The 23,368-nt window shown below is 63.2% G+C and carries 21 protein-coding genes and 1 pseudogene; 13 read left to right on the forward strand and 9 right to left on the reverse strand.

The features are described from left to right. Window positions 1–83: 83 nt before the first annotated feature. Both trpB and trpA read left to right on the forward strand, forming a co-directional pair. Complete coding sequence (gene trpB / locus ACNFG0_RS11245; RefSeq protein WP_196145174.1) at window positions 84–1,301, forward strand: tryptophan synthase subunit beta; 1,218 nt, start codon at window positions 84–86, stop codon at window positions 1,299–1,301. After that, the gene (trpA, locus tag ACNFG0_RS11250; protein WP_196154744.1) at window positions 1,298–2,107 is read left to right on the forward strand and encodes a tryptophan synthase subunit alpha; all 810 of its coding nucleotides are present in this window, start codon (window positions 1,298–1,300) and stop codon (window positions 2,105–2,107) included. The genes trpB and trpA overlap by 4 nt, the downstream gene beginning before the upstream one ends. Window positions 2,108–2,213: 106 nt before the next feature. On the opposite strand, the gene ACNFG0_RS11255 is transcribed toward trpA, so the two are convergent. Next, window positions 2,214–2,546 carry a DOPA 4,5-dioxygenase family protein gene (locus ACNFG0_RS11255; protein ID WP_196145176.1) on the reverse strand — a complete coding sequence of 111 codons (333 nt, stop codon included), beginning with the start codon at window positions 2,544–2,546 and terminating at the stop codon, window positions 2,214–2,216. A 53-nt stretch (window positions 2,547–2,599) separates the two neighbouring features. On the opposite strand from ACNFG0_RS11255, the gene ACNFG0_RS11260 reads away from it, so the two are divergent. Then, window positions 2,600–3,217 carry an NAD(P)-dependent oxidoreductase gene (locus ACNFG0_RS11260; protein ID WP_416764838.1) on the forward strand — a complete coding sequence of 206 codons (618 nt, stop codon included), beginning with the start codon at window positions 2,600–2,602 and terminating at the stop codon, window positions 3,215–3,217. A gap of 130 nt (window positions 3,218–3,347) precedes the next feature. Here ACNFG0_RS11260 and ACNFG0_RS11265 read toward each other — a convergent pair whose 3' ends face one another. Then, window positions 3,348–4,247 (reverse strand): choline sulfate utilization transcriptional regulator, encoded by a 900-nt coding sequence (locus ACNFG0_RS11265; RefSeq protein ID WP_196145178.1) that lies wholly within the window; start codon window positions 4,245–4,247, stop codon window positions 3,348–3,350. Window positions 4,248–4,356: 109 nt separating this feature from the next. On the opposite strand from ACNFG0_RS11265, the gene betC reads away from it, so the two are divergent. The 3 genes from betC (at window position 4,357) to ACNFG0_RS11280 (ending at window position 8,525) form a co-directional block, all read left to right on the forward strand. Beyond that, entirely contained in the window at window positions 4,357–5,874 is a 1,518-nt protein-coding gene (betC, locus tag ACNFG0_RS11270; protein ID WP_416764839.1) for a choline-sulfatase, read from the forward strand. 14 nt (window positions 5,875–5,888) lie between these two features. Continuing rightward, on the forward strand, window positions 5,889–6,815 hold the full coding sequence (gene choX / locus ACNFG0_RS11275; protein ID WP_416764840.1) for a choline ABC transporter substrate-binding protein: 927 nt from the start codon (window positions 5,889–5,891) through the stop codon (window positions 6,813–6,815). A gap of 144 nt (window positions 6,816–6,959) precedes the next feature. Beyond that, a complete protein-coding gene (locus ACNFG0_RS11280; RefSeq protein ID WP_416764841.1) occupies window positions 6,960–8,525 on the forward strand; it encodes a SulP family inorganic anion transporter in 1,566 nt (521 codons plus the stop codon). Window positions 8,526–8,657: 132 nt separating this feature from the next. On the opposite strand, the gene ACNFG0_RS11285 is transcribed toward ACNFG0_RS11280, so the two are convergent. From ACNFG0_RS11285 to hemF, 3 genes are all read right to left on the reverse strand, one after another. Next, the gene (locus ACNFG0_RS11285; protein ID WP_416764842.1) at window positions 8,658–9,131 is read right to left on the reverse strand and encodes a hypothetical protein; all 474 of its coding nucleotides are present in this window, start codon (window positions 9,129–9,131) and stop codon (window positions 8,658–8,660) included. Window positions 9,132–9,308: 177 nt separating this feature from the next. Beyond that, a complete protein-coding gene (aroE, locus tag ACNFG0_RS11290) occupies window positions 9,309–10,133 on the reverse strand; it encodes a shikimate dehydrogenase (protein ID WP_416764844.1) in 825 nt (274 codons plus the stop codon). Window positions 10,134–10,158: 25 nt separating this feature from the next. Then, window positions 10,159–11,070 carry an oxygen-dependent coproporphyrinogen oxidase gene (hemF, locus tag ACNFG0_RS11295; protein ID WP_196145184.1) on the reverse strand — a complete coding sequence of 304 codons (912 nt, stop codon included), beginning with the start codon at window positions 11,068–11,070 and terminating at the stop codon, window positions 10,159–10,161. Between the two features lie 136 nt (window positions 11,071–11,206). Between hemF and ACNFG0_RS11300 the strand changes: the two genes are divergently transcribed. Beyond that, on the forward strand, window positions 11,207–12,184 hold the full coding sequence (locus ACNFG0_RS11300) for an NADPH:quinone reductase (RefSeq protein WP_416764846.1): 978 nt from the start codon (window positions 11,207–11,209) through the stop codon (window positions 12,182–12,184). A 121-nt stretch (window positions 12,185–12,305) separates the two neighbouring features. Here the strand turns inward: ACNFG0_RS11300 and ACNFG0_RS11305 are convergent, their stop codons facing one another. Beyond that, complete coding sequence (locus ACNFG0_RS11305; RefSeq protein WP_196145186.1) at window positions 12,306–12,863, reverse strand: L-threonylcarbamoyladenylate synthase; 558 nt, start codon at window positions 12,861–12,863, stop codon at window positions 12,306–12,308. A gap of 37 nt (window positions 12,864–12,900) precedes the next feature. Beyond that, window positions 12,901–13,998: a DNA-processing protein DprA gene (dprA, locus tag ACNFG0_RS11310; RefSeq protein ID WP_416764848.1), complete on the reverse strand. Its 1,098-nt coding sequence runs from the start codon at window positions 13,996–13,998 to the stop codon at window positions 12,901–12,903. A gap of 1,382 nt (window positions 13,999–15,380) precedes the next feature. On the opposite strand from dprA, the pseudogene ltrA reads away from it, so the two are divergent. The 6 genes and pseudogenes from ltrA to ACNFG0_RS11340 all read left to right on the forward strand — a co-directional run bounded on the left by ltrA (window position 15,381) and on the right by ACNFG0_RS11340 (window position 21,717). After that, a pseudogene (ltrA, locus tag ACNFG0_RS11315) lies at window positions 15,381–17,087 on the forward strand (group II intron reverse transcriptase/maturase). Between the two features lie 108 nt (window positions 17,088–17,195). Continuing rightward, window positions 17,196–17,702, forward strand: a complete 507-nt coding sequence (gene def, locus ACNFG0_RS11320; RefSeq protein ID WP_176511735.1) for a peptide deformylase — start codon at window positions 17,196–17,198, stop codon at window positions 17,700–17,702. A 59-nt stretch (window positions 17,703–17,761) separates the two neighbouring features. Continuing rightward, complete coding sequence (fmt, locus tag ACNFG0_RS11325; RefSeq protein ID WP_416764850.1) at window positions 17,762–18,694, forward strand: methionyl-tRNA formyltransferase; 933 nt, start codon at window positions 17,762–17,764, stop codon at window positions 18,692–18,694. Next, entirely contained in the window at window positions 18,691–20,001 is a 1,311-nt protein-coding gene (gene rsmB / locus ACNFG0_RS11330; protein WP_196145189.1) for a 16S rRNA (cytosine(967)-C(5))-methyltransferase RsmB, read from the forward strand. The genes fmt and rsmB overlap by 4 nt, the downstream gene beginning before the upstream one ends. A 21-nt stretch (window positions 20,002–20,022) precedes the next feature. Beyond that, window positions 20,023–21,396 carry a Trk system potassium transporter TrkA gene (gene trkA, locus ACNFG0_RS11335; protein WP_196145190.1) on the forward strand — a complete coding sequence of 458 codons (1,374 nt, stop codon included), beginning with the start codon at window positions 20,023–20,025 and terminating at the stop codon, window positions 21,394–21,396. Window positions 21,397–21,408: 12 nt separating this feature from the next. After that, on the forward strand, window positions 21,409–21,717 hold the full coding sequence (locus ACNFG0_RS11340) for a tetratricopeptide repeat protein (RefSeq protein ID WP_416764851.1): 309 nt from the start codon (window positions 21,409–21,411) through the stop codon (window positions 21,715–21,717). A gap of 132 nt (window positions 21,718–21,849) precedes the next feature. Here ACNFG0_RS11340 and ACNFG0_RS11345 read toward each other — a convergent pair whose 3' ends face one another. Both ACNFG0_RS11345 and ACNFG0_RS11350 read right to left on the reverse strand, forming a co-directional pair. Continuing rightward, entirely contained in the window at window positions 21,850–22,737 is an 888-nt protein-coding gene (locus tag ACNFG0_RS11345; RefSeq protein WP_196145191.1) for a lysophospholipid acyltransferase, read from the reverse strand. A 41-nt stretch (window positions 22,738–22,778) separates the two neighbouring features. After that, the gene (locus ACNFG0_RS11350; protein WP_196145192.1) at window positions 22,779–23,330 is read right to left on the reverse strand and encodes a DNA-3-methyladenine glycosylase I; all 552 of its coding nucleotides are present in this window, start codon (window positions 23,328–23,330) and stop codon (window positions 22,779–22,781) included. Window positions 23,331–23,368 lie beyond the last annotated feature (38 nt).

The following is a 23,368-nucleotide window of genomic DNA, read 5'->3' on the forward strand; positions in this document are numbered from 1 at the left end:
CCATAGGTGCTTTGGTGGGAGCGGGCTTGCCCCGCGAAGCAGGCGGCACGGTCCCTCTATCGAATATGCCTATGGAGCGCCCCATGACCCAGACCCAATACCGCGCCGGTCCCGATGCCAACGGCCTGTTCGGCTCGTTCGGCGGCCGCTACGTGGCCGAAACCCTGATGCCGCTGGTCCTGGACCTGGCCCGTGAATACGAGGCGGCCAAGGCCGACCCGAAGTTCCTCGAAGAGCTGGCCTACTTCCAGCGCGATTACATCGGCCGCCCCAACCCACTGTACTTCGCCGAGCGCCTGACCGAACACTGCGGCGGCGCCAAGATCTTCTTCAAGCGTGAAGAGCTCAACCACACCGGCGCGCACAAGGTGAACAACTGCATCGGCCAGGTCCTGCTGGCCAAGCGCATGGGCAAGAAGCGCCTGATCGCCGAGACCGGCGCCGGCATGCACGGCGTGGCCACCGCCACCGTCGCGGCGCGCTTCGGCTTGCCTTGCGTGATCTACATGGGCGCCACCGACATCGAGCGCCAGCAGGCCAACGTGTTCCGCATGAAGCTGCTGGGCGCCGAGATCGTCCCGGTCACCGCCGGCACCGGCACCCTCAAGGACGCCATGAACGAGGCCCTGCGCGACTGGGTCACCAATGTCGAAGACACCTTCTACCTGATCGGCACCGTGGCCGGCCCGCACCCGTATCCAGCGATGGTTCGCGACTTCCAGTCGATCATCGGCAAGGAAACCCGCGCCCAGCTGCAGGAAAAGGAAGGCCGCCTGCCCGATAGCCTGATCGCCTGCGTCGGCGGTGGCTCCAATGCCATGGGCCTGTTCCACGACTTCCTCGATGACCAGAGCGTCAAGATCATCGGCGTCGAGGCCGGTGGCCACGGCGTGCATACCGACAAGCACGCGGCCAGCCTCAACGGTGGCGTACCGGGCGTACTGCACGGCAACCGCACCTATCTGCTGCAAGACGAGGACGGCCAGATCACCGACGCCCACTCGATCTCCGCGGGCCTGGACTACCCGGGCATCGGCCCGGAGCACGCCTACCTGCACGAGGTGAAGCGCGTCGAATACGTCAGCATCACCGACGATGAAGCCCTCGAAGCCTTCCACACCAGCTGCCGCCTGGAAGGCATCATCCCGGCCCTGGAGAGCTCCCATGCCCTGGCCGAGGCGATCAAGCGCGCGCCGAACCTGCCCAAAGACCACTTGATGGTCGTGTGCCTGTCCGGCCGTGGCGACAAGGACATGCAAACCGTGATGAACCATATGGCCGCCCAGGAGAAACAGGCATGAGCCGTCTTGAACAACGCTTCGCCGAGCTGAAGGCCGAAGGCCGCTCGGCACTGGTCACCTTCATCACCGCGGGCGACCCGGGCTATGACGCCTCGCTGCAGATTCTCAAAGGCCTGCCGGCAGCCGGTGCCGACGTCATCGAGCTGGGCATGCCGTTCACCGACCCGATGGCAGACGGCGTGGCCATCCAGCTGGCGACCCTGCGCGCCCTGGATGCTGGCCAGACTCTGGCGAAAACCCTGCAGATGGTTCGCGAATTCCGTGTGGATAACCAGACCACGCCGATCGTGCTGATGGGCTACTACAACCCGATCCACCGCTTCGGCGTGGAGCAGTTTGTGGCACAGGCCAAGGCAGCGGGCGTCGATGGCCTGATCATCGTCGACCTGCCACCGGAGCATGATGCCGAGCTGGCCACCCCGGCGCAGGCTGCCGGCATCGATTTCATCCGCCTGACCACCCCGACCACCGACGACGCCCGTCTGCCGCGCGTACTCGAGCGCAGCTCCGGCTTCGTCTACTACGTCTCGGTGGCCGGTGTGACCGGCGCAGGTTCCGCCACCACCGAGCACGTGCAACAGGCCATCGCCCGCCTGCGCCGCCACACCGACCTGCCGATCAGTGTGGGCTTCGGCATTCGCACGCCGGAGCAGGCAGCCGCTATCGCCAAGCTATCCGATGGCGTGGTGGTGGGCTCGGCGCTGGTCGACAAGATCGCCCAGGCCAAGGATGCCGAGCAGGCCGTGAGCGATGTGCTGAGCCTGTGCTCGGCACTGGCCGAAGGTGTACGTTCGGCGCGCAGCTGATTGCGAGGGCTACGCCCTCGATCGCGGCACAAGGCCGCTCCTACAGGCGATCACCGCTCCCTGTAGGAGCGCCCTTGCGCCGCGAAAGGGCCGCAAAGCGGCCCCACTATCCCCCAAAGATCGACAGGTCCAAAGGCCGCACGGCCCCCATCCAGATCGCATGGTCCCGGTGATCCGCCAGCTCATCCCCTGTCAGCGGATGCAGGAATACCACCAACCCCTTGCGGTACAACGCCAGCCACGGCAACAGCACCCCCACCACCTCCGGCCCGAAGGCCAACTGGCAGCTCCAGTCCGGGTGCGGCCCGACCGGCTTCTGATGCATGCGCCCCATGGTCACGGGAAACAACCGGACCGCTTCCTCGCACAGCTGCCGGGCCTGCGCCATGGTCGAGGCGTCGTAGTACACATGGGCGTGGTAACCCTTGATCCTTTGCACGATTACTCCTGGAAAAGGTCAAACGATCACTTGCCAGCAAAGGGAGTGATCCGGTGAAAAATGCCGAAACCCCAGTGTTCAAACTGGTCCTGTTCGGGATCGAAGGCAGCCTGGGCAGTGCCTTGGCCGTCGAGCTGCTGTCGCGCCAGCACGAAGTCACGGCCGTGGTCGACGACCTCAACCGCCACGCCCCACGCCCGGGCCTGCATTTCAAGATAGGTGGGCTGGGCAATACCTACCAGGCCGAGCAGAGCACGGCCGGTGGTTCGGCGGTGATCGCCTTGCTGTCGGCGTTGGCCCCTGGCGATTTGCCGGCGCAACGGCAAATGGCCGAAGCCCTGGTGGCCGGCCTGCAGCGCACGACTATACGCCGGCTGATGCTGGTGGGCGATTTCAACGTATTGGATGAGCCGGCCCGGCACAGCGACGAAGAGCGCGAATGCATGGACCAGATCGTTGACCTGCTGCAACGCAGTGCGCTGCGCTGGACGCTGGTGAATGCGCCAAATGAAGTGCCGGGGCTGGGAATCGAACATTTTCGCAACCTCGACGGAACCCTGGAGCCCGGGCTGGCCGGGCCTTTGCAACGATTGGCACGGGTTGCGGCGGGGATGGTGGATGCATTGGAGCTGAACCTGCATCAGGGTGAACACCTTAACTTCGTACCCTAGCTTTTCCGGGCCGCTACGCGCCCCAGCAGCGCTCTTGCGGGCTGCGCTGTCGCGCAAAGAACAAGCGGCTAGCGCAGCGTCCCCCTGTGGGAGCGGGCTTGTCCCGCGATGGGCTGCAAAGCAGCCCCAGTCATGCGCCCCGCTCAGCCTCCAGCCAATCCACGAACCGCTGGATCAACGCCCCGCGCCGCTTGCGCGGCGGCAATACCACGTAATACCCACGCTCCGAGCGCAAGCTGCCCTCCAACGGCCGGCACAACAACCCTTGGTCCACCAACCCATCCACCAGGTGCCGCCAGCCGATCGCCACCCCTTGCCCAGCGATCGCCGCCTGGATCAGCAAGGTGTAGTTGTCGAACCGCAACTGCCCAGGCGGTGGCGGGCTGGTCACGCCCAGGCCACGGAACACCCCCGCCCAATCGAACCAGCGGCTGGCCTGCTCGCCACGCAGATGGAGCAGGGGTAATCGTTGCAAAGCCGCGGCTGACGTGGGTTTGCCATGAATCAGCTTGGGGCTGCAGACCGGAAAAACCTCCTCGTCGAACAGCCATCTGCTCTCGCCCTGATGGAAACGCCCATCGCCAAACAGCACCGCCACGTCGATATCCGGCCGCAACATGGCCTGGCTGCGCTCGCCCGTCACCAAGCTCACGTCCACTTGCGGGTAGGCCTGGTGAAACCGAGGCAAGCGCGGCATCAGCCAGAAGGCGGCGAAGGCAAAGTCGGTGGCCACCTGCAGCACCTCGCGCTGGGCACGCCCGCTGGCCTGCCCGATACCCTCGTCCATGGCTTGCAAGCCTTGATGGACCTGCTCGAACAGCAGCTGGCCCACCTCGGTCAACTCGATGCCCCGGTAGATCCGGTCGAACAACCGGGTACCCAGTTGCGCCTCCAGACGCTTGACCTGCTGGCTCACCGCCGGCTGGGTGGTGCCCAGCTCCAGCGCAGCCGCGGTGAAGCTGCGCTGGCGCGCGGCGGCCTCGAAGACGCGCAGCGTGTCCAGGGACAGGTCGGCAAGGTGTTCAAACATAAGCGTGGCTAATCCGAATCATTGCCCGCCATGGGCTTTACCCATGTTATCCACAGTCGCATCCTGATTCGCAAGCGGTTCCCATAACCTTCAACGATGGAAGGCAACCATGAAGCGACCCAACATCCTGTTCATCATGGCCGACCAGATGGCCGCGCCCTTGCTGCCGATCTACAACCCGTCACCGATCAGGATGCCGAACCTGAGCCGCCTGGCCGAGCAGGCCGTGGTGTTCGATGCTGCCTATTGCAACAGCCCGCTGTGCGCGCCGTCGCGCTTCACCTTGGTCAGCGGCCAGTTGCCCAGCCGCATCGGTGCCTACGACAACGCGGCGGACTTCCCGGCCGACGTGCCGACCTACGCCCATTACCTGCGCCGCCTGGGCTATCGCACTGCGCTGTCGGGCAAGATGCACTTCTGCGGCCCGGACCAACTGCATGGCTACGAAGAACGCCTGACCAGCGATATCTACCCAGCCGACTATGGCTGGGCGGTGAACTGGGATGAGCCGGACGTACGCCCAAGCTGGTACCACAACATGTCCTCGGTGCTGCAGGCCGGCCCGTGCGTACGCACCAACCAGCTGGACTTCGACGAGGAGGTGGTGTTCAAGGCCCGCCAGTACCTGTACGACCATGTGCGTGAAGGCGATGGGCGGCCGTTCTGCCTGACGGTGTCCATGACCCACCCCCATGACCCCTACACCATTCCCAAGCCGTACTGGGATCTCTACGAGGGCGTGGATATTCCTCTGCCGGGCGACGTCCTGGCCCAGAATGAACAGGACCCTCACTCGCAACGCCTGCTCAAGGTCTACGACCTGTGGGACAAGCCACTGCCCGTGCACAAAGTGCGCGATGCCCGCCGCGCCTACTTCGGCGCCTGCAGCTATATCGACGACAACATTGGCAAGCTGCTGCAGACCCTCGAGGAGTGCGACCTGGCCGACGACACCCTGATCGTCTTCTCCGGCGACCATGGCGACATGCTTGGCGAGCGTGGGCTCTGGTACAAGATGCACTGGTTCGAGATGTCGGCGCGGGTGCCGCTGCTGGTCCATGCGCCCAAGCGCTTCGCTCCGGCACGGGTGAGCGCGGCCGTGTCCACCTGCGACCTGCTGCCCACCCTGGTGGAGCTGGCCGGCGGCGAAGTGGAAAAACACCTGCACCTCGATGGCCGTTCGCTGCTCGGTCACCTGCAAGGGCAGGGCGGGCACGACGAAGTGATCGGCGAATACATGGCCGAAGGCACGGTCGGCCCGCTGATGATGATCCGCCGTGGCACGTACAAGTTTGTGTACAGCGAAGACGACCCCTGTTTACTCTATGACCTGAGCCGCGACCCGCACGAGCGGGAGAACCTCACCAGCAGCCCGGACCACCAGGCGCTGCTGCAGGCATTTGTCGATGAAGCCCGCCAACGCTGGGACATTCCCGCCCTGCGCGAGCGAGTGCTGGCCAGCCAGCGGCGCCGCCGCCTGGTGGCAGAGGCACTGGCCATCGGCAAACTGAAAAGCTGGGACCATCAACCCCTGGTCGATGCCAGCCAACAGTACATGCGCAACCACATCGATCTCGACGACCTCGAGCGCAAGGCGCGTTATCCACAGCCCGCACCCCTGGATTGAGTAGAGAGGCCGCCATGAAGAAGTTCTCCACAACCGTGATCGCCCTGGCCCTTGGCCTGGCCGCCGCCACGGCCCACGCCGACAGCGATGCCCAATGCACCACCGTGAAGATGGCCGACCCTGGCTGGAGCGACATCGCCTCCACCAACGCCATAGCCCGCCTGCTCCTGGAAAGCCTCGGCTACCGGGTGAAGATCGACAACCTGGCCGTGCCGATCATCTACGGCGGCCTGAAGGACGGCCGGGTGGATGCCTTCCTCGGCAATTGGATGCCCGCCCAGCAAGGCTTCCATGACAAGTTCATCGCCAGTGGCGATGTGCAACGGCTGTCTCGCAACCTGCAAGGCACCGAGTTCACCTTGGCGGTGCCTGACTACGTCTGGAATGCCGGGGTGAAGGATTTCGCCGACCTGCAAAAACATGCCGACCAGTTCGACCAGAAGCTCTATGGCATCGGCTCCGGTGCCCCAGCCAACCTGTCGCTCAAGGACATCATCGACAAGAACGAATTCGGCCTGGGTGACTGGAAGCTGGTGGAGTCCAGCGAGCAGGCCATGCTCACCCAGGTGCAGCGGGCCACGCAGAAACAGCAGTTCATCACCTTCCTCGGCTGGACCCCGCACCCGATGAACGTGAAGCTGAAGATGCATTACCTGACCGGCGGGGAGAAATGGTTCGGCAGCAAGGGCGACGTGTACACCCTGGTGCGCAACGGTTATCCACAGGCCTGCCCGAATGCCGCCAAGCTGCTGGGCAACCTGAGCTTCAGCCTGGACATGGAAAACAGCATCATGGCCGAGGTTGTGGATAAGAAAGTGAGCTTCGACGAGGCGGCCAAGGCATGGGTAAAGGCGCACCCAGACGTACTGGAAGGATGGTTGGCTGGGGTGACCACCAAGGCGGGTGGTAATGCCCTGGAGACTATAAAAGCTAAACTCTGATTCTTTGTAATGCATATAACCCCCTGTGGGAGCGGGTTTACCCGCGAACACCGGCAAAGCCGGTGCCATACACCGCGGCAATCGCCTCGCGGGTAAACTTGCCTCCACAGGGGCTGGTGAAAATCTTCAGGAATTGTATTCCCCATGCCCCGCCTGACCCTCCTGCTGCCCTTCCTCTCCTGGCTCCCCCGCCAAACGGGCCGCAGTGTTCGCCAAGACCTGCTGGTAGGCCTGAGCGGCGCCATCCTTGCCCTGCCGCAGTCCATCGCCTACGCCCTGATTACCGGCCTGCCTGCCGAGTACGGCCTGTACGCCGCCATCGTGCCGGTGCTGGTCGCATGCCTGTGGGGCTCGTCCTGGCACCTGATCTGCGGCCCTACCGCTGCCATTTCCATCGTTCTCTACACCAGCGTCAGCTCACTGGCGGTGGCTGGTAGCAATGACTACATCACCTTGGTGTTGTTGCTGACCTTCCTCGCCGGGGTGTTCCAGTGGCTGCTGGGGATGCTGCGCTTCGGCGCACTGGTCAATTTCGTTTCCCATTCCGTGGTGCTCGGCTTCACCCTCGGCGCCGCCGTGGTGATCGCCCTGGGCCAGTTGCCCAACCTGCTGGGCATGGACCTGCCCAGCCAGGCAACGGCCCTACGCACTCTGGAAGGCCTGCTCGGCCACGCCGGCGAAGTCGACCTGCCGTCACTGGCGCTGGGGCTGGCCACCTTGCTGATTGGCGTGGCGCTCAAGCTCTGGCGGCCACGCTGGCCGAGCCTGCTGATAAGCCTGGTGCTGGTCAGCCTGGTCGCCTGGCTGCTGCCGGGTGCGTTCGGTCATGTGCAACGGGTGCCAGCGTTCACTGGTCAACTCCCGCCGCTGAGCCCCTTGCCGCTGCTGGACCTGGAGCTGATCCTGCGCCTACTGCCCAGTGCCGTGGCAGTGGGCATGCTCGGCCTGGTCACCAGCTTGTCGATCGCGCGCTCGCTGTCGGCACGTTCCGAACAATTGATCGATGCCGATCAGGAAATCCGCGCCCAGGGCCTGTCTAACATAGTCGGTGCGCTCTTCTCCGGCTCCCTGTCCGCAGGTTCTTTCACCCGCTCGGGCCTGAGCTACGATGCCGGCGCCCGCTCGCCATTGGCGGGTGTGTTTTCAGCGTTGTGGGTGGCCTTGTTCGCCGTGGCGGGTGCCGGGTTGATCGCGCACCTGCCGATCCCGGCCATGGCTGGCAGCATCTTGCTGATCTGCTGGGGGCTGGTGGATCACCGCGCCATCCGCTCGCTGTTCCGGGTCAGCCGCTCGGAGTTCCTGGTCATGGCCCTGACCGCCGCCGCCACGCTGTTGCTGGAGTTGCAGACGGCGATCTATGCCGGGGTGCTGGCATCACTGTTCTTCTACCTCAAGCGCACGTCTCGACCACGGGTGCAGCAGAGCCGGGAAGGGGAGACAGATGTACTGAAGGTCGGCGGCTCGATCTTCTTCGGCGCCGCGCATTACCTGCAGGTGCGTTTGCAACGCTGCCAGGGGCCGAACGTGATGGTCGATGCGCGGCAGATTAACTTCATCGACTATTCCGGGGTGGACATGCTGCACAGGGAGGCACGGCGATTGAAGCGCAATGGCGGAAGTTTGACCTTGCATCGGGCCCGGCCGCAGGTGATCGAGGAATTGCAAAAACTGGAAGGCGCAGCCTTGTGCCCGATCCGGTTTGAAGAGTGAACCAATCACAGGACAAGCCCGCTCCCACAAGGGCCATCGCTATCCTTGTGGGAACGGGCTTGTCCCGCGATTGGGCCGCAAAGCGGCCCCGACATAACGTCAATCAGCGCAAATCAGGAATGTTCGTAAAGCTCAGGCATTGACATCCTGGATACCCAGTGTGACGAAGTCGATATAGGTATGATCCTTGACCGTAATTGCCATACGCGTCAGACGCTGGCCCACTGGCGCTTTGAAGTCGATCCAGCGACGGCGGCCGGTGCCCAGCGTTCGGGTTTCCAGGCAAACATCGCCATTGTAGAAACCAATCGTGGCCTCGAAATCAAGTTCAGTCAGTGCGAAGCGGATGGAAGAAACGGTGCCGTTCAGTTCAATATGTGTTTCTTGCAGATCCGCACTTTGGCTCTTGGCCAGGATCAGCGCCTGCCCTTCGGCCATCCCAGGTACTTGCACATTAGCCCGTTCAACGCCGATCTTTGCGCCCTTTATACTGGAAATATGACGAACGGTGAAGTAATCCAGATTCAGTTCTTCACCAGCCGAAATATGGGTAGTTGGGGTGTTTTCGAAGTCGACGGTTACTTCATGGGTGAGAGTTGCATTCATATCAGAGGTCTCCTCAGTTAGATGAGGCCCTAGTCAATCATGATGCAAAGCCATGAACTACTCGCACAAATATTAGGTAACCAAGAGATTATAGAAAAACTTTGAAGACAATTGTATTCCACTCAGCATTTTTATACCCGAAACTTCATCGAAGGCTGCAGGGCAGCCCCCGCAAAGTTAGCCGCGCGCCAGCTGCCGGCGCAACTCATCCAATACCGGTCCGGTCTCCGGCCGCACACCACGCCAGATGAAGAACGCCTCGGCCGCCTGTTCAGCCAGCATCCCCAGCCCATCCAGCACCTTGGCCGCGCCCAGCTTGCTCGCCCACCGGCAGAACGGCGTCGGCTCCTTGCCGTACATCATGTCGTAGCACACGGTGCGCCCGGCCTCGACCAGGCTTTCGGCAATCGGCGGCAACTCGCCGGCCAGGCTCGCCGACGTGGCGTTGATGATCACATCCACCGGCTCCTGCAACCAGGCGTACCCACTGGCGACCGCCGGCCCCAGTTCATCGAACTCACGCGCCAGCTGCTCGGCCTTCTCCACAGTGCGGTTGGCGATCACCAACGATTGCGGCTTGTGCGCCAGGATCGGCTCCAGAACACCTCGTACAGCGCCACCGGCGCCAAGAATGAGAATACGCTTGCCGAGCAGCTCGACCCCGGCATTGACCGTCAGGTCGCGCACCAGGCCGGCGCCGTCGGTGTTGTCACCTTGCAAGGTGCCGTCGGCGAGCTTGGTCAGGGTGTTGACCGCGCCGGCACGCCGGGCCCGTGGCGTCAGGCTGTCGCACAGGCGGTAGGCCTCTTCCTTGAACGGCACGGTCACGTTGGCGCCGCTGCCCTGCTTGAAGAACCCACGGGCGCAGTCGCTGAAATCATCCAGCGGCGCCAGCAGGGTGCTGTACTCCAGGGCCTGGCCGGTCTGATCGGCGAACAGGCGGTGGATCAACGGCGACTTGCTGTGGCCGATGGGGTTGCCGAATACGACATACTGGTCCATTGGGGACTCCTCGGGTTGGCAGGGCTTACTGGCCGAGCCAGTCACGGTCTTGCAGGAAGTACTCGGTCAGGCGCGCTTCCTCGCTGCCCGGCTCGGGTTTCCAATCGTAGCCCCAGCGCACCTGCGGTGGCAGCGACATCAGGATCGACTCGGTGCGGCCACCCGATTGCAGGCCGAACAGGGTGCCACGGTCGTAGACCAGGTTGAACTCCACGTAGCGCCCACGGCGAAACTCCTGGAATTCACGCTGCTGGGCGGTGTAGGGCGTGTCCTTGCGGCGCTGGACGATCGGCAGGTAGGCATCGATGTAGGCATCGCCGATGGCGCGGACGAAGGCGAAGCAGGTGTCGAAGTCCCACTCGTTCAGGTCGTCGAAGAACAACCCGCCGATGCCACGGGGTTCGCCACGGTGCTTGAGGTGGAAATAGCGATCGCACCAGGCCTTGTAGCGTGGGTAGACGTCGGCACCGAACGGCGCACAGGCCTGCTCGGCGATACGGTGCCAATGGATGCAGTCTTCCTCGTTGCCGTAGTACGGGGTCAGGTCGAAGCCACCGCCGAACCACCACACCGGTTCCTCGCCTTCCTTCTCGGCGATGAAGAAGCGCACATTGGCGTGGGAGGTCGGCACGTGGGGGTTATGCGGGTGGATCACCAGCGACACGCCCAGGGCTTCGAACCCGCGGCCCGCCAGCTCCGGGCGGTGGGCACTGGCCGACGGCGGCAGGCCGGCGCCGAATACGTGGGAGAAGTTGACGCCGCCTTTCTCGATTACCTTGCCCTCGCCGATCACCCGCGTGCGGCCACCGCCACCGGCTTCGCGCACCCAGGCGTCCTCGACGAAGCGGGCGCCGCCGTCTTCGGTCTGGAGGGCGGAGCAGATGCGGTCTTGCAGGTCGAGCAGGTAGGCTTTCACGGCCTCGGTGCGGCTGGTCATCGGGTCACCTGGAAGGAGCGGAGGAAAATTCGCCGGCTAGCATACCACCGGCAGCCGCCACGCCGCAGTTGACGGCGATCAAGCAAAGGCGTCCGATAGAAGGCCTTTTCCGATCCCGATGACAACGGAGTGCGAGATGGCCAAGCGTATCCAATTCAGCCAGCACGGCGGCCCGGAAGTCCTGCAACTGGTCGAGTTCGACCCAGCCCCACCCGGCCCAGGGCAGGTACGCGTGCGCAACCACGCGATCGGCCTGAACTTCATCGACACCTACTACCGCAGCGGGCTGTATCCGCCACCCTCGCTACCTTCGGGCCTGGGTACCGAAGGCGCCGGCGTGGTCGAAGCGGTCGGTGAAGGCGTCGGCCGGCTCAAGGTCGGCGACCGCGTCGCCTATGCCGGCGGCCCGCTGGGCGCCTACAGCGACGTGCACACCCTGCCCGAGGCCAACTTGGTCAAGCTGCCAGAGGCGCTCAGCTTCGAACAGGCCGCTGCGGTGATGCTCAAGGGCCTGACCACTCAGTACCTGCTCAAGCAGACCTACGCCGTGCAGCCCGGTGATTTCATCTTGTTCCACGCGGCCGCCGGTGGCGTAGGGTCGCTGGCCTGCCAATGGGCCAAGGCCCTCGGCGCCAGGCTGATCGGTACCGTGAGCTCGGCCGAAAAGGCCGAGCGAGCCAAGGCACTGGGCGCCTGGGCGACCATCGACTACAGCCACGAAAACGTGGCCAAGCGGGTGCTGGAGCTGACCGACGGCCAGAAGTGCGCGGTGGTGTATGACGGCGTGGGTGCCGACACCTGGCTGACCTCTCTGGACTGCCTGCGCCCGCGTGGGTTGATGGTGAGCTTCGGCAATGCCTCGGGTGCGGTGACCGGGGTGAACCTGGGCATCCTTTCGCAGAAGGGTTCGTTGTACGTCACCCGGCCTACGCTGGGGACGTATGCCAACAATGCCGAGAACACCCAGGCCATGGCCGACGATCTGTTCGGGATGATTGCCAGCGGCAAGTTGGTTGTGGATATCCAGCAGCGATATCCGCTGGGCGAAGCGGCCAAGGCCCAGACCGAGCTGTCGGCGCGGCATACAGTGGGCTCTACGGTTCTACTGCCCTGAACCCCGGGCCGCTGCGCGGCCCTTCGCGGTACAAGGCCGTTCCTACAGGTCATGTGCGCGCCCCCTGTAGGAGCGGCCTTGTGCCGCGAACGAGGGCAAAGCCCTCGCCAGACTCACCTCGTTACCCCGGCCGAACCACTTCGCCGGTAACCAGGTTACGAATCACGCTCGGGTTCTTCCGCCCGCCCAAAGCCCCGCCGAGCACCAGGTCCAGCTCGCCATGGAAATATTGCTCCACCCGCAACCGGCTCTTGGCCGCTGGGCGCCCGCCGGGGTTGGCGGACGTGGAGATCAGCGGCCCGACCAACGCACACAGCTCGCGAACCAAGGGGTGATCACTGACGCGCAAGGCCACGGTGTCGTGCTGGCCCGTCACCCACTCCGGCAACAGGTCCTGGTGCGGCACCAACCAGGTGTTCGGCCCAGGCCAGGTGCTGCCCATGCGGTCGATCCAGTCTTCGGGGAAGTCCTCGAACAGGAAGTCGAACTGGCGGATATTGTCGGCAATCAGGATCAATCCTTTATCCACAGGCCGCGACTTGAGCGCCAGCAGGCGATACACCGCGTCCTCGTTCCAAGGGTCGCAGCCCAGGCCCCAGACCGCTTCCGTCGGGTAGGCAATGACCGCACCCGCCCGAATTTCACGCGCGGCTTGTTGCACACGCCAACTGCTCACCATTTCGTCTCTCCGCATTAACGCCTGATGCGCAGTGTACTTAGCTGCACCTGGCAAACCAACGCCCGGCTTCGTTGCTGACCCGTCCTTCGAGTTCCAGTTCCGTGAGGCTGGCCAGCACCTCGGCCAATGGCTGGCCGCTGCTGCTGGCCAGGCCCTCGCTGGTCTGCGGTGCGGCATGGAGCAAGGCGAGCAGGGGATGGGCCGGTTTTTCCACAGGCGCCGGTGGCAGGTTTTGCCAGCCGCGCAGGCTTTCAAGAATCTGCTCGACGCTTTCGACGAGCAAAGCGCCGTCGCGGATCAGTTGGTGGCAACCCTTGGCGCCAGGGTGGTGGATCGACCCCGGCACCGCATACACCTCGCGGCCTTGCTCGGCCGCCAGTCGAGCAGTGATCAACGAACCGCTGGCCAGACTGGCCTCCACCACCAGCACGCCCAACGACATACCACTGATGATCCGGTTGCGCCGGGGGAAGTTCGCAGGCTGGGGCGCGGCGTCCAAGGGGAATTCGGATACCAGCGCGCTGCCACCTTCGATCATGGCCTTTGCCAACTCGCGGTGGCGCTGTGGATAAAGTTTCTGCAAGCCCGTCCCGAGCACGCCAATGGTGTGCCCGCCAGCCTCCAGCGTCGCCCGATGAGCGGCACCGTCGATCCCCAGCGCGAGCCCGCTGGTGATGGTGAAACCGGCCTGGGCAAGGCAACGGGAGAAGGCCCTGGCCGTGTCCAGCGCCGGCGGTGAAGCACGTCGACTGCCCACCACGGCGAGCTGGGGACGCTCCAGCAAGGCAGGGTTTCCCGCCACGAAAAGCAGCGGCGGGGCATCGTCCGTTTCGCCAAGCAAGGCGGGGTAGCCAGGTGCGTCCCACATCAGCAAATGCTGGCCCGGCCGCTCTAGCCAGGCGATTGCAGCGCTTGCGCCATCGCGCACCTCGGGGCTGCGCCGGGCCTCGGCACACGTGGCGGGCAGCCCCAGCGCGCGCCAGGCACTGGCCGGTGCGCTCAAGGCTGAGCAGGCGTTGCCGAAGGCTTCGATCAAGGTCAGGAAGCGGCGGGGGCCGATGTCGGGAAGCCGATGCAAGCGCAAACGCGCCTCCAGTTCGGCAGGGGAGCAAGGGGCTTGGAACAGGTCGCGCATGGCGGATCATCCTTGATCGACGAGGGGTCATCCCAGGCGCACAACCTGTGGATAACTTTGTGAATAATACTTTGACAAGCTGTCCATGAAATGGCGCTCTAGCCGTCCTTTCACACCCTAGCCGAGCTTTGCCAGGTGCCGAATCCCCCGATTCCCTTTATTATGTGTGCTCAGGTGCGACACGCGTAGCGTGTCTCCGGTCCCAAGCTGTAGGGTCAGCTTGGGAGATTCTCCAGAGGAATCAAATACTTGGGTATCCATCCCCTTGAACCAAAACCCGCCCAGAAGTCCCTCGCCTTGAAGGACTTGCCGCAGCGGCGGTGGCGAAACCTCTAGGTCGCTAAGCACTCGGAAGCGCGACTGCGGACCGATTTTATCGGTCTTGGAGTGCCATTCGTCGGAAAGTGATATGTACGAAATGAGTCATGACACATTTGGCATCATTTGCCTCACTAGCCTCCTAATCTTTTGCTTAGGGCTGGCAACGTGGGCAAAGTGGCCAGAAGTCAAGAAACGTTTCAAACGGTCACCTCCACGACACTAATTCAAGCCCTTGCGGCTTTAACCCTTGCGGGAGAAATCCCCGCTGGGGTTTCTCCTGCCTCAAAACAGGAGATAGCCAACTCAGGCGAGCTGCTACAGCAGTCCCCGCCCCCACCAACGGAGACATGAGCGAAAGCTCTGTCTGTCATTGTCCAACTGCCGCCTGTACGGAGCAGTAGCGGACTCGTTGTGCGACCAACGGTAGCCTACGACGGCGTGCATCACTAGTAATGGTGGTGTTCGAAGCCCGTCCGACAATGTAGCCCCCCTTTAGGGGTGCCGTTCTCTTGCGAGGGAGGCGGCAGATACTCGGAGCAGTACCGGGTTGAGGCGCTAGGCTGACTGGTATGGACAACATACGTGAACTGCTACTAAACACCGTAAACATAGCCAAGCCAAAGCTGCTGATAGGCTTGAACCAAAAGGTACGTGATCGGTTACTCCCGTCTGAGCTGGGGGTACGTCGCCTTACAAGATCACCGGTGAAAAGGCAGGTCCTAACCCAGTCGTGTGACAGATAGGGAACGTGGTAAGCCCGTATCGCTGCCCTTGGGCAGGTGAACCGTAAGGGACACTGTTGGCGGTGCGGGTATGGGATCGCAGAGAAAGCGAATGTCAGGCTGTAATGGCCTGGATAGGGGTTGGAACATCACCTCACGGGAAACCGGGCAGACTTCTGCGTGGTCTTCCGTCGCAATAACTCTGACTGAGACCGTCTCATTAACCTCAGGGCCTAGCTCCATTGGCCATTGATAATCTTACCCTGACGGGGTGCATGCACCCCTCAGGGGGTACGTGCGCCTTCCGCTCGGGTGGATTCACTTTGAGAGGAAAGCAGCATGAAAGAGCTCAGCCAGCAAGGTGAGTCTGCGCTTTCCGGCACTCCGCAGCAGTGGCACGACGTCGATTGGCGCCGGGTCCAGCGGAATGTTCGGGAAATGCAGAGGCGAATTGCGAAGGCTTGTCGGGAAGGCAAATGGCGCAGGGTCAAATCTCTGCAACGGATGCTCACCCGCTCGAAGTCGGCCAGATACTTGGCTGTACGGAGAGTCACGGAAAATCAGGGGCGCCGCACGGCGGGAGTCGATAAGCAACTCTGGGATACACCCAACGCAAAATGGAATGCGGTTGGTCAGTTGAAGACGCGGGGATACAAGGCTCTGCCACTACGGCGAGTCTACATCCCGAAGTCGGATGGACGGGAGCGCCCACTGGGCATACCGACCATGACGGACAGAGCCATGCAAGCGCTGTACATGCTGGCCCTGTCTCCCATCGCTGAAACCCGAGGCGATCCGAATAGCTACGGCTTTAGGATCGAACGTTCCACGGCGGATGCGATGGCGCAGCTGTTCTTGTGTCTATCCAAACGGGCCTCGGCCTGCTGGGTATTGGATGCAGACATCGAAGGGTTCTTCGACAACATCAACCACGACTGGCTATTAAGGAACGCCCCCACGGATGCGCGGATTCTCCGACAATGGTTAAAAGCTGGAGTTATCCACAAGGGGCAATTGCATGCGACGGATGCGGGCACGCCGCAAGGAGGGATCATCTCTCCAACATTGGCAAACCTGGCACTGGATGGTCTGGAATCACTTCTGAAGCAGCATCTAGGAGTGGTAAGAGCCAAGAAGCTGAAGGTGAATGTAGTGCGATACGCAGACGACTTTGTGATCACAGGGGCCTCTCCGGAGGTGCTGGAGAATGAAGTAAAACCTTGGGTAGAGCAGTTCCTCGCAACGCGCGGGCTGCGGTTGTCACTCAAGAAAACGCATATCACCCACATCGACGAAGGCTTCGACTTCCTGGGATGGAATTTCCGGAAATACGACGGAACGTTGCTGATCAAACCGAGCAAGAAGAACGTCAAGGCGTTCTACAGCAAGGTAAGAGAGGTGATCGACTCTCACAAGACGGTTAAGCAAGAGGATCTGATCCGAATGCTCAACCCGAAACTGAGGGGATGGGCGCTATACCACTAGCCAGTAGTCGCGAAACAAGCGTATAGCCAGATGGATAACAGGGTCTTTATTAAACTCTGGCGTTGGGCGAAAAGGCGGCACCCCAATAAGTCCCTGGACTGGGTAAGGAAGAAGTATTTCCGGACCTCAGGCGACAGGGGTTGGGTGTTTGCCACCACGGTAACAGATGAAGCTGGAAACAAAAGGGAGACCGAACTGTACTCGCTCGCGAGTACACCGATCGAGCGACACAAGAAGGTGAATGGGGATTACAACCCCTACGATCCCGCCATGGAGGCTCAAGGCGAGAAACTGCGGATGGACCGGATGCTGAGCAAGCTCAAATACCGGAAACAAATCGGCAGCCTCTTTGCCAGTCAAAATGGAGTGTGTCTGCTGTGTAAGCAACCGATCACCAGGGAAACGGGGTGGCATGACCATCACGTCGTCCACCGCTCCCTTGGCGGTGGAGACGAACTGGCCAATCGGGTACTCTTACATCCTAACTGTCACAACCAGCTCCACACCCGTGGTCTGCATGTGGACAAACCGGCTTCCATAGGAAGCTTAGTGAAGGCTTGAGCCGTATGCGCCGACAAGGCGCACGTACGGTTCTTAGGGGGGAGTTGGCCAGCAATGGCCGGCTCCCACCCGACTTTTCAACCGAACGCACAGTGACTGCCTGACCTTATGGCCATCTTGAACATTCTCGAATTCCCGGACCCGCGCCTACGCACCCTCGCCAAACCGGTGACAGAGTTCGACGACGCCCTGCGCCAGTTGATCGACGACATGTTTGAAACCATGTACGAAGCCCCTGGCATCGGCCTGGCCGCTACCCAGGTCAACGTACACAAGCAGGTCGTGGTCATGGACCTGAGCGAAGACCGCAGCGAGCCACGCGTCTTCATCAACCCCACGGTCGAGGAGCTGACCCACGACATGGGCCAGTACCAGGAAGGCTGCCTGTCGGTACCGGGCTTCTACGAGAATGTCGACCGCCCGCTGCGTGTGCGCGTCAAGGCCCAGGACCGCGACGGCAAGCCGTTCGAACTGGAATGCGAAGGCCTGCTGGCCGTATGCGTGCAGCACGAATTCGACCACCTCAACGGCAAGCTGTTCGTCGACTACCTGTCCCAGCTCAAACGCGATCGGATCAAGAAGAAGCTGGAAAAGCAGCACCGCCAGCAAGCCTGATCCCTACCTTCCAGAAGGCTTGCCCCGGCAAGCCTTTTTCTTTTTCAAGCGAGAACTCCATGCGCATCGTCTTCGCAGGCACCCCAGAGTTTGCCGCCGAACACCTCAAAGCCCTGCTCGACAGCCCCTATGAGATCGTGGCCGTCTACACCCAGCCCGACCGCCCTGCAGGCCGTGGCCAGAAGCTCATGCCGAGCCCGGTAAAACAGCTGGCAGTGGCCCACGACATCCCGGTGTTTCAGCCGCCGACCCTGCGCAATGCCGAGGCCCAGGCGGAACTTGCCGCACTCGCGCCGGACCTGATGGTCGTGGTGGCCTACGGCCTGATCCTGCCCCAGGCGGTGCTGGATATCCCGCGTCTGGGCTGCATCAACAGCCACGCTTCCCTGCTGCCGCGCTGGCGCGGTGCGGCGCCTATCCAGCGCGCCGTCGAAGCGGGCGACGCCCAGAGCGGCGTGACCGTGATGCGCATGGAAGCGGGGCTGGACACCGGCCCCATGCTGCTCAAGGTGGTCACGCCGATCAGCGCCGAAGACACCGGCGGCACCCTGCACGACCGCCTCGCCCAGCTGGGCCCAGGCGCAGTGGTGCGGGCCATCGCCGGCCTTGCCGACGGCAGCCTGCAAGGCGACGTGCAGGACGACGCCCTGGCCACCTATGCGCACAAGCTCAACAAGGATGAAGCCCGCATCGACTGGAGCCGCCCGGCCATCGAGCTGGAACGCCTGGTCCGCGCCTTCAACCCGTGGCCGGTGTGCCACAGCACCCTCGACGGCGAAAGCGTGAAGGTCCTGGCCGCCCATTTATCCACAGGCAAGGGCGCGCCCGGCGAAATCCTCTCCGCCAGCAAGGACGGCCTGGTCGTGGCCTGCGGTGAAGGCGCCCTGAGCCTGACCCGCCTGCAACTACCCGGCGGCAAGGCCCTGGCCTTCAGCGACCTGTTCAACAGCCGCCGCGAGAAATTCGCAAACCACAAGGTACTCGGCCAATGAACCCACGCCTGGCCGCCGCCCGCGCCCTTGCCGCCGTGCTCAGCGGCAAGGCCTCGCTGAACAGCTCGTTGCCGGCGCAACTGGACAAGGTCGAGGAACGCGACCGTGGCCTGGTCCAGGACCTGGCCTTTGGTACCGCCCGCTGGCAACCACGCCTGGACCTGCTGGCCGCCCAGCTGCTGCAAAAGCCTTTCAAGGCCGCCGATGCAGACGTGCAGGCATTGCTGCTGGTCGGTCTGTACCAGCTGTTCTACTCCCGTATTCCGGCCCACGCCGCCATTGGCGAAACCGTTGGTTGCGCCGACAAACTGAAGAAGCCTTGGGCCAAGGGCCTGCTCAATGCCGTGCTGCGCCGTGCACAGCGAGAAGGCGAGCAGATCCTCGCAGGCCTCGAGCGTGATCCGGTGGTGCGTACTGCCCATCCACGCTGGCTGCAGAAGTCGCTCAAGGCCTTCTGGCCGGATCACTGGGAGGCGATCACCGCCGCCAACAATGCCCACCCGCCGATGATCCTGCGGGTCAACCGCCGCCATCACAGCCGCGACGCCTATCTGCGCCTGCTGGCCGAGGCCGGCATCAACGCCAGCGCCTGCTCCTACAGCCGCGATGGCATCGTACTGGCCGAAGCCTGCGACGTGCGCGGGCTGCCAGGCTTTGCCGAAGGCTGGGTCAGCGTCCAGGACGAGGCCGCGCAGTTGGCTGCCGACCTGATGGAGCTGGCGCCCGGCCAGCGTGTGCTCGATGCCTGCTGCGCGCCCGGCGGCAAGACCTGCCACCTGCTCGAAGCCGAAGCGAAGCTGGGCGAAGTGGTGGCCATCGACCTCGAGGCCAAGCGCCTGGCACGGGTACGCGAGAACCTCGACCGCCTGCAGCTGGACGCCAAGCTGATCGCTTGCGATGCCCGCGATACCGCCAGCTGGTGGGACGGCAAACCGTTCCAGCGCATCCTGCTCGATGCGCCGTGCTCGGCCACCGGGGTGATCCGCCGTCACCCGGATATCAAGCTGACCCGCCAGGCCGAGGACATCCCGGCCCTGGCCACACTGCAAGGCGAACTGCTCGATGCCTTGTGGCCGACGCTGGAAGTCGGCGGCATGCTGGTGTACGCCACCTGCTCGAGCCTGCCGACGGAAAACACCGAAGTGATCGACGCCTTCCTCGCCCGCACACCCGGTGCCCGCGAGCTGGACCTGGCGCTCGAGGCCGGCCTGCGCCAGCCCCATGGTCGCCAGTTGTTGGCCCAGGAAGGCGGCCACGACGGTTTCTACTATGCCAAGCTGATCAAGATCGCCGCCTCGCGCGGATAAAAACAGGTTAGGAGTGAGCGGATGAAGATCATCATCCTCGGGGCAGGGCAGGTAGGCGGCACGCTGGCAGAACACCTGGCCAGCGAAGCCAACGACATCACCGTGGTCGACACCGATGGCGACCGCCTGCGCGACCTGGGCGACCGCCTGGACATCCGCACCGTGCAGGGCCGTGGCTCGCTGCCCACGGTGTTGCGCCAGGCCGGTGCCGACGATGCCGACATGCTGGTGGCGGTAACCAACAGCGACGAAACCAACATGGTCGCCTGCCAGGTGGCCTATTCGCTGTTCCACACCCCGACCAAGATCGCCCGGGTGCGTGAGTCAGCCTACCTCACCCGCGAGGAGCTGTTCGACAACGACCATATCCCGGTGGACGTGCTGATCAGCCCCGAGCAGGTGGTGACCAACTACATCAAGCGCCTGATCGAGCACCCAGGCTCGCTGCAGGTGATCGACTTCGCCGAAGGCAAGGCACAGCTGGTAGCGGTCAAGGCCTACTACGGCGGCCCGCTGGTGGGTCAGCAGTTGCGCCAGATCCGCGCCCACATGCCCAACGTCGATACCCGCGTGGCGGCGATCTTCCGCCGCGACCGCCCGATCACGCCCCGTGGCGACACGGTGATCGAGGCCGACGACGAAGTCTTCTTCATTGCCGCGCGCAAGGACATCCGTGCGGTCATGGGTGAATTGCGGCGCATCGACGAAACCAACAAGCGCGTGGTCATCGCCGGCGGCGGGCAGATCGGCGAACGCCTGGCCGAGGCCATCGAGAGCCGCTACCAGGTCAAGATCATCGAGATGAACCCGGCGCGCTGCCGCCAGCTCTCCGATACCCTGGAAAGCACCGTGGTGCTGCAGGGCAGCGCCTCGGACAAGGACCTGATGCTCGAGGAGAACATCGCCGACGCCGATATCTTCCTGGCCCTGACCAACGACGACGAGGCCAACATCATGTCCTCGCTGCTGGCCAAGCGCCTGGGTGCGCGCAAGGTGATGACCATCATCAACAACCCGGCCTACGTGGACCTGGTCCAGGGCGGCGACATCGACATCGCCATCAGCCCGCAGCTGGCGACCATCGGCACGCTGCTGGCCCACGTGCGCCGTGGCGACATCGTCAGCGTGCACTCCCTGCGCCGTGGCGCGGCCGAAGCCATCGAGGCGGTGGCCCACGGCGATGCCAAGTCGAGCAAGGTGATCGGCAAGGCCATCGAGGATATCGCCCTGCCACCGGGTACCACCATCGGCGCGATCATCCGCGATGAGCAAGTGCTGATCGCCCACGACGACACGGTGATCGAAGCGGGCGACCATGTGATCCTGTTCGTTGTGGATAAAAAACATATCCGTGACGTGGAAAAGCTGTTCCACGTGGGCTTGAGCTTCTTCTAAGGAGAAGGCGGCATGCGCGAATCACTGGAAAAGATGCTGGCCAAGGGTGTGGATAACCCGTTGCTGAGGTTTGGGCTGGGCAAGGCCTGGCTGGACGAAGGCAATGGCGCTGAAGCAGCTGTGCATCTAGCACGCTGCGTGGAGCAGGACCCGAAGTATTCTGCGGCGTGGAAGCTACTGGGCAAGGCCTACCAGCTGCAGGGCGACCAAGTGGCGGCGCGCAAGGCTTGGGAGGAGGGGATCATGGCGGCCCAGACCCATGGGGATAAGCAGGCCGAGAAAGAGATGACCGTTTTTCTCAAGAAACTGAACAAGGCCTGAGATCGCCGGGGCTGCTTTGCAGCCCATCGCAGGCAAGCCAGCTCCCACAGGTACTGCACAAGACTCAAGGTCGATGCGGTCGGTGTGGGAGCTGGCTTGCCGGCGAAAGGGGCACAGAGTGCCCCCAAGTTCTCAATACCAGCGCGGCTCGCCAGCCGGGCGCTTCTTGAAGCGCTTCATGCTCCACATGTACTGGCTCGGGTACTCGCGCACATAGCGCTCGACCACCTTGCTCATGGCCGCTGCCGATACGTTCACGTCCGTGCTGTACATCTCTTCTGGCGCAGCTTCCAGGAACACCTTGAACCCCGACCCATCCGGCAGGCGCAGGGCATGCAGGAACACGCCGACCGCCTTGCCGCCGGCGAGCATGTTCGGCACGAACTTGCTGGTCAGCGCCTGGGTACCTAGGAACGGCACGAACACGCCCGCCGACTCGGCCGGCTCCGGGTCTGCCGGAATCCCCACCTGGCCGCCACGACGCACTTCCTTGATCACGCTGAGGATGCCTTCCTTGGTCGAAGGCGCCACCCGGTTGCCCATCTGCACCCGCTGCTCGCGCAACAAGTCATCCACCGCCTTGAGCTTCGGCGGGCGGTAGAAGATGATCGGCTTGCACTGGCTGCAATAGAAGTGGTTCAGCACTTCCCAGTTACCCAGGTGGCTGGTGATCCCCACCACGCCCTTGCCCGAAGCCAGGGCCTGCTCCAGTACTTCCAGGCCATGCACTTCCTTGACCAGATCCAGCGACCGCTGCGGCGGCCAGATCCAGGCGCAGGCGCTTTCGACGAACGACTTGCCGATGTCCATCAGCGCACGGCCCACCAGCTTTTCACGCTCGGCAGCGTCCATCTCCGGGAAGCACTTGGCCAGGTTGATGCGCACGACGTTGCGCGAACCGTTGGGCACCTTCCACATGAGCCAGCCGATCCCCGCACCGACGCGCTGCACAGCACCCCAGGGCAGCTTGGCGAACAGTCGCAGCACCCCGACCATCAGGGCGCCTTTGAATTTTTCCACAGGCCGATTCCTTATTTCTGCAAGGCGGGCATTGTAACGCTTCAGCGCACCAGCGCGGCGTAGCGATCGCAGTCGGTGGTGTGGTCCATGACCATGCCGGTGGCCTGCATGAAGGCGTAGCAGATGGTCGGGCCCACGAACGTGAAGCCGGCTTTGTGCAGGGCTTTGCTCATGGCCTTGGCTTCGTCGGTGACCGCCGGTACGTCGCTGCGGCTGGTGAAGTGGTTGATCTTCGGCTCGCCCCCCACGAACGACCACAGCCACTGGCTGGGGTTATCCACAGCCAGCCAGGCCTGGGCATTGCGCCGGGCGGCCTTGAGCTTGAGGCGGTTGCGGATGATGCCGGCGTCGAGCATCAGCTCCTCGATCCGTTCGTCGCTCATCCGCGCCAGTTGCACCGGGTCGAAGCCGTGCAATACCTGACGATAACGCTCGCGCTTCTTCAATACGGTGATCCATGAGAGCCCGGCCTGGAACCCTTCGAGCAAAAGCATCTCGAAGAGCAACGCCGGGTCGCGCTGCGGCGTTCCCCACTCCTGGTCGTGATAGGCCTGGTACAACGGATCGTCGGTACACCAGAAGCAGCGTGGCATAAGGCTCCATTCCATGAGTAGAGGGCGAGGCGAATCAG

The sequence above is a fragment of the Pseudomonas sp. NY15372 genome, assembly GCF_048068215.1.
Lineage (GTDB): Bacteria > Pseudomonadota > Gammaproteobacteria > Pseudomonadales > Pseudomonadaceae > Aquipseudomonas > Aquipseudomonas guariconensis_A.

Excerpts from the sequence above, each read along its gene's own strand:
- trpB (WP_196145174.1), top strand. The coding sequence starts at position 84 with ATGACCCAGACCCAATACCGCGCCGGTCCCGATGCCAACGGCCTGTTC.
- trpA (WP_196154744.1), top strand. The coding sequence starts at position 1,298 with ATGAGCCGTCTTGAACAACGCTTCGCCGAGCTGAAGGCCGAAGGCCGC.
- ACNFG0_RS11265 (WP_196145178.1), bottom strand. The coding sequence starts at position 4,247 with ATGTTTGAACACCTTGCCGACCTGTCCCTGGACACGCTGCGCGTCTTC.
- betC (WP_416764839.1), top strand. The coding sequence starts at position 4,357 with ATGAAGCGACCCAACATCCTGTTCATCATGGCCGACCAGATGGCCGCG.
- choX (WP_416764840.1), top strand. The coding sequence starts at position 5,889 with ATGAAGAAGTTCTCCACAACCGTGATCGCCCTGGCCCTTGGCCTGGCC.
- ACNFG0_RS11280 (WP_416764841.1), top strand. The coding sequence starts at position 6,960 with ATGCCCCGCCTGACCCTCCTGCTGCCCTTCCTCTCCTGGCTCCCCCGC.
- ACNFG0_RS11285 (WP_416764842.1), bottom strand. The coding sequence starts at position 9,131 with ATGAATGCAACTCTCACCCATGAAGTAACCGTCGACTTCGAAAACACC.
- aroE (WP_416764844.1), bottom strand. The coding sequence starts at position 10,133 with ATGGACCAGTATGTCGTATTCGGCAACCCCATCGGCCACAGCAAGTCG.
- hemF (WP_196145184.1), bottom strand. The coding sequence starts at position 11,070 with ATGACCAGCCGCACCGAGGCCGTGAAAGCCTACCTGCTCGACCTGCAA.
- ACNFG0_RS11300 (WP_416764846.1), top strand. The coding sequence starts at position 11,207 with ATGGCCAAGCGTATCCAATTCAGCCAGCACGGCGGCCCGGAAGTCCTG.
- ACNFG0_RS11305 (WP_196145186.1), bottom strand. The coding sequence starts at position 12,863 with ATGGTGAGCAGTTGGCGTGTGCAACAAGCCGCGCGTGAAATTCGGGCG.
- dprA (WP_416764848.1), bottom strand. The coding sequence starts at position 13,998 with ATGCGCGACCTGTTCCAAGCCCCTTGCTCCCCTGCCGAACTGGAGGCG.
- def (WP_176511735.1), top strand. The coding sequence starts at position 17,196 with ATGGCCATCTTGAACATTCTCGAATTCCCGGACCCGCGCCTACGCACC.
- fmt (WP_416764850.1), top strand. The coding sequence starts at position 17,762 with ATGCGCATCGTCTTCGCAGGCACCCCAGAGTTTGCCGCCGAACACCTC.
- rsmB (WP_196145189.1), top strand. The coding sequence starts at position 18,691 with ATGAACCCACGCCTGGCCGCCGCCCGCGCCCTTGCCGCCGTGCTCAGC.
- trkA (WP_196145190.1), top strand. The coding sequence starts at position 20,023 with ATGAAGATCATCATCCTCGGGGCAGGGCAGGTAGGCGGCACGCTGGCA.
- ACNFG0_RS11340 (WP_416764851.1), top strand. The coding sequence starts at position 21,409 with ATGCGCGAATCACTGGAAAAGATGCTGGCCAAGGGTGTGGATAACCCG.
- ACNFG0_RS11350 (WP_196145192.1), bottom strand. The coding sequence starts at position 23,330 with ATGCCACGCTGCTTCTGGTGTACCGACGATCCGTTGTACCAGGCCTAT.